Origin of the sequence: Nostoc sp. DedQUE04 (assembly GCF_034530995.1) — a bacterium.
GTDB lineage: Bacteria > Cyanobacteriota > Cyanobacteriia > Cyanobacteriales > Nostocaceae > Nostoc.
The window spans coordinates 13,977-28,287 of the sequence record NZ_JAVRCA010000094.1 but is presented as its reverse complement, the minus strand read 5'-3'; the positions used below and the strand labels follow the sequence as shown (position 1 = coordinate 28,287).

General features: G+C 43.9%; 7 protein-coding genes. 3 read left to right on the top strand and 4 right to left on the bottom strand.

What is annotated here, in order from left to right:
- Window positions 1-472, top strand: a 472-nt coding sequence (locus RM049_RS36275) for a hypothetical protein (protein WP_322707669.1), incomplete at its 5' end; no start/stop codon positions are given.
- Window positions 473-870: 398 nt separating this feature from the next.
- On the opposite strand, the gene RM049_RS36270 is transcribed toward RM049_RS36275, so the two are convergent.
- Window positions 871-1,500: a hypothetical protein gene (locus RM049_RS36270; RefSeq protein WP_322707668.1), complete on the bottom strand. Its 630-nt coding sequence runs from the start codon at window positions 1,498-1,500 to the stop codon at window positions 871-873.
- Window positions 1,501-1,886: 386 nt separating this feature from the next.
- Here RM049_RS36270 and RM049_RS36265 point away from each other — a divergent pair, with 386 nt between their 5' ends.
- Entirely contained in the window at window positions 1,887-3,650 is a 1,764-nt protein-coding gene (locus RM049_RS36265) for a mechanosensitive ion channel family protein (RefSeq protein ID WP_322707667.1), read from the top strand.
- Between the two features lie 247 nt (window positions 3,651-3,897).
- Here the strand turns inward: RM049_RS36265 and RM049_RS36260 are convergent, their stop codons facing one another.
- The 3 genes from RM049_RS36260 to RM049_RS36250 all read right to left on the bottom strand — a co-directional run bounded on the left by RM049_RS36260 (window position 3,898) and on the right by RM049_RS36250 (window position 12,808).
- Window positions 3,898-4,443 carry a hypothetical protein gene (locus RM049_RS36260; RefSeq protein ID WP_322707666.1) on the bottom strand — a complete coding sequence of 182 codons (546 nt, stop codon included), beginning with the start codon at window positions 4,441-4,443 and terminating at the stop codon, window positions 3,898-3,900.
- A 2-nt stretch (window positions 4,444-4,445) separates the two neighbouring features.
- Window positions 4,446-10,016: a PAS domain S-box protein gene (locus RM049_RS36255; protein ID WP_322707665.1), complete on the bottom strand. Its 5,571-nt coding sequence runs from the start codon at window positions 10,014-10,016 to the stop codon at window positions 4,446-4,448.
- Between the two features lie 443 nt (window positions 10,017-10,459).
- Window positions 10,460-12,808, bottom strand: coding sequence for a response regulator (locus RM049_RS36250; RefSeq protein ID WP_322707664.1), 2,349 nt, complete (start codon window positions 12,806-12,808; stop codon window positions 10,460-10,462).
- A gap of 158 nt (window positions 12,809-12,966) precedes the next feature.
- On the opposite strand from RM049_RS36250, the gene RM049_RS36245 reads away from it, so the two are divergent.
- Complete coding sequence (locus RM049_RS36245; RefSeq protein WP_322707663.1) at window positions 12,967-14,292, top strand: DUF58 domain-containing protein; 1,326 nt, start codon at window positions 12,967-12,969, stop codon at window positions 14,290-14,292.
- Window positions 14,293-14,311 lie beyond the last annotated feature (19 nt).

Sequence of the window (14,311 nt, the reverse complement as noted above, 5' to 3'; positions counted from 1 at the left end):
TTTTACTCCAGCTTTTTATTATCCCATGTTATTTATATTAAGGATAAGTCTAATACGCCAAAGACTGACCTTAATCTGCTACGGTGAAGGTCGCAAACCAAGTGTTGAAAACCGCAACAGCTATGAATGGAACTCACGCCGTCATCGCTATGAACTGCAAAATCGTGTAGAGTCTTCGACAAACGAGTTCGATTCCGAGGTTCAAGTCGAGATTCGTAATATGCAGGGAAAAATTCATCTGGGCGGAAGGCTCATCCCGCCAATTAATTCAGGCGGTACTAATGGATGGTGGAACCTCAAGGATCTCCGTGTCACACCTGAGCAAATCACGGGAAAATACCAAGTAAATGGGCTAAATCATCCGCGTGTTGAGATCGATCGACGCAGTGGACGGATTGCCATTAATGGGATTGAGCATTTCCGTGGTAATTGCGATTCCGGCGATTGGAGCAATAGCAGAACTCGTTTTTAGTCTGTTGTATGGTTGGGTTTTATAGCTGGGGACTGGGGACTGGGGACTGGGGACTGGGGACTGGGGACTGGGTGAAAAGTCTTTTTGTGTCTAGGTTCGATCGTCTGTTGATGTCCTAACACTACTGGCGACGGCTATATAAAGACAAAGACGAAACCCATGTCTTTGCAGTTTTTATCTCACATTCGGCACCTTCAACTGTTATATAGGAATCATATTTGATTTTTGAACAAAATTAGGTATTGTAGGGTGTGTTAGAACGCAGTTCGTAACGCACCAAACCCTTGATGATGGTGTCGTACTCTCGCAGCTACACACCCTACGTATCTTTTCAAAAATCAAATACTAGTCCTATATAAAAATACACTTCTAAATTGGATTGTTTGTCCAGATAGCAACTAATTCTTACAATCCTCTGAATTCCCCGTGTAAACGATCGATTGATAGCGTCCTTGGTCTGTTTGGATAGTTACACAGTAGTTGGTTTTGCCTTCTAGCCAGTAGCCGTAGCCCGAATCATCACTTTTGACCCATCGATAGCCCCGTTTTTTCACTGTGTTTTCTGCCTGTCCTGCCCTTGCCCCCACTAAATCGCTCAACCGAGAGACGGTAGTACCCGCTTCCGGCTGACGCCTAGCAGCAGCCCTCTGATTTCTGTTACCTGAGTTTTGTCGATTGGCAGATGTATCCCAATAGACAAAAATCGACTCATTGGCGAGACGATAAATCTGTCCTCGATCGCCAAGTCCAGTTTGTCGATAGGCAGCATCACCATTTCGATCGCGATAATTGCCGGGTCGATTACCCGAAGGGAGCAGGTCATAGCTATTACCATTTTCTAGTTGAATGCTAACCGCACCCTGACGTTGGGAAAAGGTACAAGGGCCAGAGGATGTGGCGCGGTCTTCTCCTTTTGGGAATACATCGCAACGGGCATTCACGGTATCGGCTTTGACGGATACGGGAAAACTCAAAGAAGCGATCGCCAGTGCTACCGCTAAAAACGAATTTGAAGATTTGATCGCCATAAAACTCCTCAGTTATGACAACGAAGATCGCATTTTATATCATCCCCTTAAATGTGTATTTGCTAGTTAACACTTGCAAACTTTCTTAACCTTGTTTTGTCATCCAAGAACTTTTGCCATTTTTGAATTCTAGAGCTTTTGTATAGGAAGCGTAGGCTAGCAAAAACCGCAGGCATCGCCAGATTTTTCTATTGAAGAATAATTTAGAAAAAGCAAGTCAGAATTAAAAGTGTGAGAGATTTAGACCTGCTACTAATTGAAGACCACATGGAGATAAAATTGCCATTTTACTTGTCCTAAAATCTCTCAAATTAATTAATGATAAAAAATTAAAGTCGGACGATGACCGACACTAATATCAGTTACTCAATCACTTGACCATAGATATGTTCCTGTTTAATCGCTTCCTCCATTCAATAATTCGGTTTGTGCTAGTCAGTGTGATGACGATCGCAATAGTACTTGGTTGGAGTGCGATCGCTCACAGTCAACTACCTTCGTTACCTACCGCAGCCTCCAACGACCCGCGCCAGCCACCTAAGGGTGTTACCCGCCTTGGGATGTATGAAATTGCCTCTGTGTATTCACCCTTAGACAGAGACTCCTTGTTTGAGATTGTCTCTCCCACTGTTTTTAATCGTAGCCAACCGCCAGACGGATCTCTTCCAGTAGAGGTACGTGCCGAAGAAATTACACAACGGCTGATGCGAGCGCTCGACCGAACTAATAAAGCTAAACAAACTCCTGTGGTTTCTATTGCCATTCTGAATCAGGATTCAATCCTCCAACTCAGTGACGATCGAACGACCCGTCCTTTAAGGCTGGTGACGGTAACAGAGCCAGATGCTGACTACCACGGGAAAACTCTGGAAGAATTGGCGCAGGAGTGGCAAAAAATATTACAAGCAGAAGTGGAACGCATTAATAGACTCTTCTCGCATGAGATATTGTTGCAACGAATTGGGCAGGCACTACAAATCAGCGTCAGCTTAGTGTTGGGGAGTGTTGTGTTGTGGTTACTGCGCCGAACTCTAATTCGCAAACAGACGGCATTGGAAGTTCGCCATCAAGAGCAGATAGCTGCGGTAAAACAGGGTGTGGTCAAGCGAACTGAGGCAGAAACATCCACAACTATTCACACAATAGAAACCAGCGACAGTCAAACAAAGACAGACACCATCGCCCATCAGCGATCGCAGTTTCTAGAAACGATCCGGCGACAGTTCAGCCTCAAGGGCCAACTGGGGATCTATTCTCTGCTCGCATGGCTACTGTTTTGGGCATTTATTCTGATGTGGTACATCGGGATTGCGGTCATCATGTATCGCGTCCCCTACCTGATGAGATGGTCGAAGGACGCTTTAGCTAGGCCCCTGGCGCTACTGATTATTTGGTTTTTCATCAGTCTTGTTATTCGGATCGGCAAAACCTTAATTGACCGCCTCACTGATGTCTGGACAACCCATTCCTCTCTCCCTTTGAGTGAAACTCAACGGATTGCGCTACGAGCTGCAACAGTTTCCGGGGCACTCAAAGGATTAATCACCTTTATTTTCATTACCTTGGGTATCTTGCATTCTCTAAACGCATTTAATATGCCCACCAGTTCAATTTTGGCAGGGGGCGCTGTCATTGGTATCGCCATTTCTCTTGGTTCCCAAAGTCTGATTAAAGATTTGGTCAATGGCTGCTTGATTTTGATGGAGGATCAATTTGCTGTGGGAGATGTAATTGAGATTGGGGATAAAAGCGGACTGGTGGAAAATCTCAACCTGCGGGTGACTCAACTACGTAATAACGAAGGTAAACTAATTACCATTCCCAATAGCAATATCACCAATGTCAGCAATCTAACCCGTCTCTGGTCGCGGGTAGACTTTTCCATTGTAGTGGCTTATGAAAACGACCCCAAGCAGGTTTTAGAGATTCTCAAGCAAGTATGCAAACAATTGTATAGCGAAGTAGAATGGGGCGATCGCCTGCTAGAATCGCCCCAAGTGTTGGGGATTGATGACCTATCCCATACGGGTATGTTAGTGCGCGTCTGGATTAAAACCGCACCTATGGAACAATGGAACGTTGGGCGAGAGTTCCGTCTACGGGTGCGGCAAGCCTTTGAAGCAAACAATATTCAGATTGATGCACATTGAGGATAGTTAGCTGGAAACGAATAATATAAAGTCCGGATCAATAGTTATGATTCTCACAGTCATTGCACCCCACCCCCAACCCCTCCCCGCTTGCGGGGAGGGGAGACAAAGCATAGCTTTGGCGGGGTGGGGTTCTTCGGGTTTAATAAGTAATCAAGCGGACATGATATAACTTACCAGAATCGCTAAAACCTTTTGCTGAAAAACGCTTCAATATACTACAAAACTTTTTTGCAAGATGATTAAATTAAGAGCAGCCCTCAACATATTCGACTTCTGGCAATTTACCCGCTCTGAACTCAGTGACAAGTTTACCATCAGTCTCGAAGACTAGGCGATAGTTGCGATCGCTAGAGTCTTTCGGGATGAAAGTTAGGTAATGTCCGTTTTGGACGTATTTATGAGGTGTGACTTGAATTTGTCCTGGGTAAAGAGACTTGATTTGCGCCTCGGTGTCGCCAATTTTTGCACCTTTGAAGGTAGTAATCTGATTATTTTGCCTGACATCTACTCTCGAAATTCTGCCTTTTGTCACCATGAACGAAAGATTTTTGGGTTCATTTTGTGGCTTAACATAATAGCAATTATTATTTGGTGAATCGCCCACTAGCTTAGTACCAGCAGCCTTTACCGCTTGAGGGACAGTCATGCCAACTTTTACTGTGCCAATACCGTTAATAAACAGTTTTGACTGATTCGTTAGTTTCGCCTTGGCGACAACTGTGCTAATAGTCAAAGAAGAAACTGTTAGCATTACGGTGACAAAAGTCAAGAATTTAGTTTTGTTATTCATAATTAGATATTTTCCTCAGTTAAGTCGATAATTTCATCGAAGCAAAAGTTGCGGACTAAATTTGCCAATTTTTCTGCCAAAGCAGAGTGAGTTTGGGGAATTTGCTCAATGAGTTGCAAAATCCTTTCAGCATCGACTTCAACGGCTGCCTGATTCAGTTCTGTAAGCCATTGGGTAGGCATAATGGTAATTGCAGAGCGAAGATCCAAGATAGTAGATTGAGTATTTTCTAAATTGTTGCCTATTGCATCTTCATTGCTTTCTTCTGCACAGATATAACGTACTTGCAAATATTCAGCGATCTTTTCAAAAATCACTTGCTCTCGGAATGGCTTACGAACCAAATCGTCACAACCTGCGGCTAAGATACTTGCCTGTTGTTCTTCAAAAGCACTGGCAGTTAGGGCAATAATTACAGTGCGGAAATTTCTAGTTGTATTTTTTTCCTTGGCTCTAATCTCTTTAGTGGCATCGTAGCCGTTGATTACAGGCATCCGCATATCCATCCAAATTAGGTGAGGTTGCCAGGTTTGCCAAATAGCGATCGCTTCTTGTCCATTAGTCGCAGCCTGAATTTCAAAACCAATGCTACCAAGAAGTTGCACAATCAAATCGCGGTTTTCTTTACGGTCATCTACTACGAGAATACGGTAAGATGCTTGGCCTTCTGCTAGCTTGAGTACTCGTCCCTTATTCAATTTTGGTGCAGCTTTCAAAGCTGCGGCTAAATTCACTTGAATGTCAAAGCTAAAAATAGACCCTTGTCCAACGCTACTCGTTAAGTAAATATCGCCTCCCAGCAACCGCACAAATTGACGGCTGATAGTCAGTCCGAGTCCAGTTCCCTCCTTAGTTTGAATACCGCTTGTTGTCTGGACAAAAGGCTGAAACAGGTTATTCATTTCTGCTGCCGCTATTCCCCGTCCAGTGTCTTCGACTTCAAAAAATAAGGATTGGGCATTGGGCATTGGGCATTGGGCATGGTTATTCTCCTTGTCTCCTTGTCCCCTTGTCCCCTTGTCCCCTTGTCCCCAGTCCCCAGTCCCCATCCTCACCCGCAAAGTTACTCCCCCAGTCTGAGTAAACTTGACGGCGTTACCCAAAAGATTAATTAGCACTTGGCGGAGTTTACCTTCATCTGTTTGGATGTAGCGGGGGAGATTGGGAGCCATTTCAAATTTGAGAAACAATTGCTTTGCCTGTGTCCGCACTTGGAACATCTCTTGTAATGTTTGCAACAGCAGATATAGATCGAAGTCTTCGGGGTTGAAAATGATTTGTCCAGCTTCAATTTTGGACATTTCCAAGACATCGTTAATCAGGTTAAGCAAGTGTTCTCCACTGCGGTTAATGGTAGCTAATGATTCGCGCTGGTTTGAGTTGAGGCTAATGTCTCGCTCCATTAATTGGGAAAAACCCAAAATTGCATTTAGAGGAGTGCGGAGTTCGTGACTCATATTAGCCAAAAAAGCACTCTTGGCTCGGTTGGCAGTTTCGGCAGCTTCTTTGGCAATTCTCAGCGCTTCTTCTGCTTGATGCCTAGCTCGACCGATCGCAATTATTTCACCTACCAGTTTCAATAGATTAATATCTTCTTGGTTCCAGGTTTTTGAGTAGTGAATCATCGCTGCACCAACAAACCCAACGACTTTGCCAGCATGAACCATTGGCACAGCTAGTATAGATTGAAACGACATACTTTCAAAAAGTTGTCGCTCAGGTAGATGCAGGGGTAAATCTTCCACGCAAGAGATTTGTCGATGCCTACCACAAAGAATCGGCTCGTAGAAATAGGGGAAAACTTCTACAGGCGAACCTCTGGCAATATCAATCAATGGTGCAACATCTTCACCACACCATTCATGGATCAGGTTGAATTCACGTTTATCTTGGGAGCATTCAAAGATGCAACTGTGTTCAGCATCAATAAATTCAGCGATCGCTCGCAGTGTAAAATTTATTGCTGTTGCTAAATCTTGGTCAATAAATTGCCGAGAAATGCTGCTGATTAAACTTTCGGCTTGAGTACGACGTTGCAAGGCTGCTTCTGCTTGTTTGCGATCGCTAATATCACGAGCTACGCCGACAATCTGAAAATTACCTTGGGCATCTTGTGTGCGGACTGCATTACTAGTTAGCCAAACCCAGTCCCCATTCCGATGTTTAGCGCGGTACTCAGTCCCCGAAATTCCCTCACCTGTTGCCAGAATACTTTGGGCAACTTCTTGACATTTGGGCACATCGTCGGGATGAGTAAAGGATGCCAAAGAATTACCCTCCATTTCGCTGGGGGCAAATCCGGTAGTCTTCAAGATATTTGGAGAAATATAGTTGAAAATTCCATCAGCATCAAGAACAAACAGCACATCGTTAACTTTTTCAACGATAGTGCGAAACTTTAACTCGCTTTCCTGTAGGGCTGCTTCTGCTTGTTTGCGTTCCAATTCGGCACCGGCACGGGCAGCAAATATTTTCACAATCAGTTCCCGTCCCGGATCGGGTTTCATGGGTTTGACATCTATTACTGCTAGATGTCCGATGATTTCGCCGGATGAACTGGTGAGAGGAACGCCAAAAAAACTCTCGGCATTCATCTTCACTAAATCGGCATCTTCTGGAAAACTAGTTTGTACTGCTTGCGGGTAATGACACATATTGCCTCGCAAGGTGTGTTCGCAAGGAGTACCCTGCAAATCGTATTCCAAGTTATCGTTAATAGCCCCATTACACCAAAATGCCAAAGTGCGGACTCTCGTTTTTGGCTCGTCATCAAACTCAGTCACTAAGGCATATTGAACCTGCAAGACTTCGGCAAGGTAACGAACGCACGAATTGAAGAATTCATTGCCTGTTTTCGCGGCTGTACCCTCAACAATTAAGCGTAAAGCTTGTTCTTGCTGTTTGCGTTGGCTAATATCTGTAAAAACACAATCCAAACAGGATTCTTCGGCGTTGAGACGAAGTGATAACAGTACCCAAACAACAAATCCATCCAAGCGTCGCAGTGCTACTTCAAAATTGCGAACTTCGCCGGACTGTTCTAACTCTGCTAACATTTGCACCCGTTCTTCTGGATTGACATATAAATCAGTTGTGAAATACTTGCCAATTAAGTCGGCAGCAGAGGTAAAACCTAATATTTCGGCACCACGTTGATTAGCATCGATAATCAATCCATCTTTTTGGCAGGTGCGAAAAATCCCCACTTGGGAATTTTCAAAGATGTTGCGGTATTTCATTTCACTACGACGCAAGGCTTCTTCTGCTTGCTTGCGTTCTGTGATGTCGCGTCCCACGCCGGCGATCGCAATTTCACCGCTAGGAGTGTTAATTGTGGAAGTGTTAAAGTTGAACCATCGCCAGCTACCATCTTGGTGTCGCAATCGCACTTCAATATTAGTCAGCTTTTCGCCAGTTATCGCTTTTTGTAAGGCAGTGGCACTAGTTGCTAAGTCTTCCGGTTTGGTAAACTCCACCACAGAATGACCTTCGATTTCCTCTAGGCTGTAGCCCATCAGTGCAGTCACATTGGGCGAGTGATAAGTAAAAATTCCTTCTGGTGAAAGCACAAATATCAGATCGTTGGCATTTTCAACAATGCTACGGAATTTTAACTCACTTTCTTGGAGGGCTGCTTCGGCGCGTTTGCGTTCTGTGGCATCAGTGCCGACTGAAAGAATTTCGATTAAGTTTCCTTGGGCATCTAAAATGGGTTTATTCGCCCAGACTATCCAGACGCGATCGCCATTTTTGCATGAGTTCTCGTTTTCGTTAAATAGATAATTTTCTGGCTGCTGACAAATATCAACCATTAATGTCTGCAAATCGCGCCCAGAAGTTTCCGTTTCTGGAACGATTGTACCAATAACATTGCTTCCGATAATCTCATCTACATCGAAACCAAAAAGCCTTTGACCGTAGTCATTTAAAAATATAATGTCACCATTGCCATCCCAACGCAGAATGATACAGTTTGCTGTTTGCACCAAATCGCGGTACTGAGCTTCGCTTTGACGTAAGGCTTCTTCGGTGCGTTTGCGAGCCGTAATATCCCGGACTATTGCTAAGATGTGTCGCTTGCCATTGTAGATACAAGTCGTTCCTTTGACTTCCACATCTATTAAACTGCCATCTTTGCAGATATCAACTGCTTGTCCATAAAATTGCTCGCCACATCGGGTTTTCTCGACAAACTCTAGAAAAACAGAATGTGAGTCTGGGTGAATATAAGCAGATGGATGTAAAGTGAGAAATTCTTCATAAGAGTAACCGTGCATCTGACAAGCCGCCGGATTAACTTCGGCGACTTTTTCAGTCTCTATTTCAGTAATAAATAGTCCATCATTAATTGCTTCAAAAATACTGCGGTATTGTAATTCACTTTGTCGCAGTGCTGCTTCAGCCCTTTGGCGCTGGGTGATGTCGCGGAAACTCCACACTCTACCAATAATTTGTTCGCCGATGCGCTGAGGACAAGAGTAGCGCTCAAATACTCTGCCATCTTCTAGTTCTAACCAGTCGTAACTAACTAATTCCGGCTGTGAATATAATTCTCGGACTCGTTGCAAAAATTCATCAGGGTCTTTTAATTGGTTTGCCAGATACACTAGTCGCTGAGGATGATCTGGTTCCGTCAAAAGTTCTGGTGGAATTGACCACATTTCTAAGAACTTTTGATTATAACTAGCGATTTTACTTGAGCTATCGACTACTAATATACCATCTTGAATCGATTCAAAGATAGCGCTTAATAAAGATAGAGAATTTTCTAAAGCTACTTGGGTTTGTTTGCGTTCGCTCAGATCCCGCCCTAAAACCACCAGAGCTTTACGTCTACCATCCTGGTGAAATAGGGGAGCTTTAATCATATCTAAACTGCTCACTGTGCCATCAGGGCGAGGAACAGCTTCTTCTACCCGATGCACACATCCCAATTGCCAAGCTCGTTCATCTGTTTTATTGCAGTTGAGCAAAGCATCGTGATAAAAATTGCTAAATTCTGCCAGTTCTGAGTCTGTTTTGCCTTGATAATCAACGCCTTGTAGCTCTAAAAATTCTAGGTTAGCCTGGTTTGACAGCAACCATTTGCCCTCACCGTCTTTTAAACAGATAATATCGGGTGTAGCGTTAATTAATGTCTGCAATCGCTCCTCAATTTCTTGTAAGGATTCTTGAGTTCGTTGCGTCAATGTGATATCCCGAATCACCAGTATGGCACAGCGATCGCCAGTCATTCCGGTAGAGCTACCAGAAATTTGTAATGTTATTTGCTCATCTTGCTGCAACTGATAATTTGCTGTTTCATACTCCCCATTGAGTATCTGCACATCAGGATAGCATGATAAAGCAACTGGTTGTCCTGATTGGGTAAGGGGTAGCAAGTCAGTTAACTTCGCACCGCACACAGTACCGTGAGGTTGGTTTACTAAAGACTCAAAGCGAGAATTGCACCATTGAATCAGTCGGTCTTCTCCTACCCAAACTACAGCATCAGCGATCGCACCCAGCGTTACTTCCATCTTGTTCGCAGTGGCTTGCAATTGCTCTACCTGCTCTAGCTGTAGTGTATTCATCAAGACTCCTGTTAAATAATTCGTAATTCGTAATTCGTAATTCGTAATTTTTATTAATTAAGTACTGTACAAATTAACAATCATGTGCTAAAGATGATACTAATAAATCTGTATAGTGATTGTATCGTTAGTCCCTAACTGAAATATTCGACTACAGCAAAACTACATATTCTCTTCATTTTATAGAAATGCGATCGCCGAAATAACAAATGCGTACGCCAAATCAACAATTGCGTTCGCCAAATCAACAACTGCGAACACCAAATCAACAATTGCGTAGGCGTAGTCAGTACTTCTCTACGAGACGCTTCCCTACTAGCGTTGGGGAGTAAAGTTCTAAAGTTCAAAGCCTCTCTCCTCTTAGGAGAGAGGTTTGGAGAGAGGTCAGACTGTATTGCTTTCATTCGAGAACCGCGATAAATAAAACCCTTGCAGTATGGTAATTACGAACTACGCCCAGCAGCAGCTTGGTATAAAGATTGTATCGTTAGCCCATCATTGGGGTATTCGACTACAGTGAAATTACATATTACCTGAAAGCGATCGCCTTTGAAGGCTGTGAATATTTGCTGGCGGAGGGTAGTTAAAATCTCACTGAGGCGATGGTTTACTTCTGTTTTTGTTAACCCAGAAACTCCCACAACAAATTCACCATTACCCCAATAACCTAGTACTTCACCACTGCAAAATGCCGATTGGAATAAACGACTCCATCTTTGCAATACTTGATTTCCAGCCTGATGACCATACTTAATATTAATTTGACGCAAATCAGTCACGCTTAAGATTGCCAAACAAACAGATTGCTGATTTTTCTCAGCTTGAGCAATTAGGTGCTGCAAGTCGCGGTTAGACTGAAACTGATTTGTTAACCCAGTTAAGGAATCTTTAGTAGAAAGCGATTGTAGTAAACGACTGCGTTCTAAGCGATGGGTAATGCGTGCCAACAATTCTGCACCGACAACAGGTTTAATCACGTAATCATCTCCCCCAACCGCAAACACTTGCTGCACAGTTTCCATTTCTCGGTGAGCAGTCAGAAACACAATTGGTAATTCCTGCCATTGGGGATCGGTACGAACTGCTCGGCAAAGTTCGATACCATTTATATGAGGCATTTCCACATCCAAAATCAACAAATCCGGTTTAGTAGATTGCAATACTTCCCAGAAACGTAGCGGATTTTCTAATCCTGTCATCCGCATACCCCACGGCTCTAACATTGGGCGCAGTGCTGCTAAAATCAACGGGTCATCATCTACTGCCAGTATATTTACTCGCAAAGAACGAGTACGTTGTAATATCTGGGACGACACATCCCAAACTTGAGCAGCTGTTACAGGCTTGACCAAAAAACCCCGCGCCCCATATTGAGCAAAAGTTACGCGTTCTACTAACTCATCAGTTGCAGCCAGCACCAGAACGGGTACGGGTGGGGTACGCGTTGCTAAGTCCCTTAGTAGTGCTAAACTTTCTTTACGCCAGCCGATATCATCTATATTTAGCACTACTAAATCTGGTGATGTGGTTTGGAGAAAGTTTTTTGCATCCTCTAAGTTGCTGATTTGCTGCCAGCATATTCCCATGCACTCAACCAGTTGTTGCAACTGAGAACCTAGTTGCAGATTGGGGTCAATTAATATCAATCGGGTACTAATTTCTGGTGCGATCGCAGCCGAAGTTTGATAATCTACATTTTGCCCCATCAGGTTGATGATGTTACCCAAACCTTCAATCAGCCCCAGCAATTGCCGCTTTTCACTTACTGACAAATCACCATCTTTCCCTAAAATCTGTTCAATTTGCCGCGCTAGCAAAGTACCATTGTCTTGCTCAAACATTCCCAAGACACCAGCTAGTTTGTGCGCCTCTCGTTCTCCCGATTTACGTAACTCCTGAGTCAGAGTTTCCTTAGAAAGCGCAGCTGCTAACTCTTCCAGCACCGCCAATCGCTGCACCATCAACCCTTCGTATTGTTTCCACAAGCCACCCATCGCTTGCTGAAACTGCTCCTCAACTTGAGGGCTTGCAACTTGGGATTTTTCTTTCCCCCCCTGCTTCCCCTGCTCCCCTTGCCTCCCCTGCCCCTCTGCCCCTCTGCCCCCTTGCCTCCCCTGCTCTCTTCCAGGATTCAGCCGATATCCCAAACCATAAACATTTTCAATCCAATCTACTGCTCCAGCTGCTTTCAACTTTTGTCGTAAGTATTTGATGTGAGATTTTACAGTTTCCTCTTGGGGTGGGTCGTCAAAAGTCCACAAATGCTCAATAATATCCCCCCGACTAAAAACACGCGATGGATTCCGTAAAAATAGCTCCAGCAAACTATATTCTTTGGCTGTTAATTCCAGCAGTTTGTTGTTATATGTGACTTCGCAACTACTGGGATCTAGTCGCAGCGCGCCTACTTCCAGTATAGGAGTACAGGGGCGATCGCCTCGACGGATCAGCGCTCGTATCCGTGCTTGCAGTTCTTCTAAATCTAAAGGTTTGATCAGATAATCGTCTGCACCTGCATCAAGTCCTTGAATCCGCTCTTTACTACCATCTCTCGCCGTCATCAAAAGAATCGGAGTGAAGCAACCACCAGAACGCAATCGCTGACACAATGTAATCCCGTCTAGTTTTGGTAATCCTACATCTATTAATAACAGGTCATAGTTCGTACTTTGTGTGTATTCCCAACCCATTTGTCCGTCTTGTACGACATCAACAACATAGTGTTGCTTAGTCAGAGACTTCAACAAGACACTTGCTAAAATTTCTTCATCTTCGATTAGCAAGATTCTCATACACCCGTCCAAAATATAATTTGCTACTTTACCCAAAAAAATAGTACATTAGGTAGTTATTTTTCTACAAGGAAAAAATAAAATAATTTAGCAAGTCTTCTTATTTCGGTTACATTGAATTCACCTTATACCTAGCTATTAACTTCTCACTCTAAAAAATGGTTCCTTCCAAACGAGTTTATTTATTATTAGTTTTGGGTATAGCGATCGCCCCGATTCTATCCTTATTTATCAGCATTAGAGCAACCATCGCCATAACTGTGCTATTTGATGCCATCATTCTCGGACTGATGGTTGCAGATGGTTTGCGAGTGCGGTGTTCTCGCGTGCAAATTACCCGCGAATTACCGTCACGATTATCTATTGGGCGAGATAATCCTGTAGTGCTAAAGGTGACATCACAAAATACCGACGCTCAAATTGAAATCCGCGACTATTACCCAACAGGATTTGGCGTGTCTGCACCTGCACTCAGCGCCATTGTTCCCAGTAACAGCACTGAAGAATTAACGTATACCGTCCACCCAACACAGCGAGGAGAGTTTCCTTGGGGAAATATTCAAGTCCGACAGTTGGGGCTTTGGGGACTAGCTTGGGATGATTGGCAAATTCCCCAAAGTCTGCCTGTGAAAGTTTATCCTGATTTAGTAGGATTGCGATCGCTGACAATTCGTCTGACACTGCAATCATCGGGAGCGATGCGCCAATCTCGCAAAACTGGTATTGGTACAGAGTTTGCCGAATTGCGAAACTATCGCACAGGTGACGATTTGCGGTTTATTGATTGGAAAGCTACTGCCCGTCGGGTTGGCGCTTATGGTAATGCCATGCCACTGGTCAGGGTTTTGGAACCAGAACAGGAACAAACATTACTGATTTTACTCGATCGCGGACGGCTAATGACGGCAAAAGTGCAGAATTTGCAGCGATTTGACTGGGGATTGAATGCAACTTTATCCTTAGCCTTGGCAGGTTTACATCGAGGCGATCGCGTGGGTGTTGGTGTATTTGACCGCCAAATGCATACGTGGATTCCCCCAGAACGTGGTCAACATCATTTGAATCAGTTAATCGATCGTTTAACTCCACTTCAACCAGTGTTATTTGAATCTGATTATTTGGGGGCGGTAACAAATGTTGTGCAGCGACAAACTCGGAGGGCGCTGGTAGTAGTGATTACCGATTTAGTTGATATCACTGCCTCTACAGAACTCCTAGCTGCACTCTCCAAGTTAGCACCCCGCTACCTTCCATTTTGCGTGACTTTGCGAGATCCACAAGTCGATCGTCTAGCACACACCTTTACAGATGATGTTGCAGGTGCTTATACCCGTGCAGTAGCACTAGATTTATTAATGCAACGACAAGTAGCTTATGCCCAATTGAAACAAAAAGGTGTATTGGTTCTAGATGCACCAGCAAATCAAATTGCCGATCGGTTAGTTGAGCGATATCTGCAACTAAAAGCGCGAAATCAACTTTAGTAATTGTCACTCTAACTTG

Excerpts from the sequence above, each read along its gene's own strand:
- RM049_RS36250 (WP_322707664.1), bottom strand. The coding sequence starts at position 12,808 with ATGAGAATCTTGCTAATCGAAGATGAAGAAATTTTAGCAAGTGTCTTG.
- RM049_RS36270 (WP_322707668.1), bottom strand. The coding sequence starts at position 1,500 with ATGGCGATCAAATCTTCAAATTCGTTTTTAGCGGTAGCACTGGCGATC.
- RM049_RS36255 (WP_322707665.1), bottom strand. The coding sequence starts at position 10,016 with ATGAATACACTACAGCTAGAGCAGGTAGAGCAATTGCAAGCCACTGCG.
- RM049_RS36265 (WP_322707667.1), top strand. The coding sequence starts at position 1,887 with ATGTTCCTGTTTAATCGCTTCCTCCATTCAATAATTCGGTTTGTGCTA.
- RM049_RS36245 (WP_322707663.1), top strand. The coding sequence starts at position 12,967 with ATGGTTCCTTCCAAACGAGTTTATTTATTATTAGTTTTGGGTATAGCG.
- RM049_RS36260 (WP_322707666.1), bottom strand. The coding sequence starts at position 4,443 with ATGAATAACAAAACTAAATTCTTGACTTTTGTCACCGTAATGCTAACA.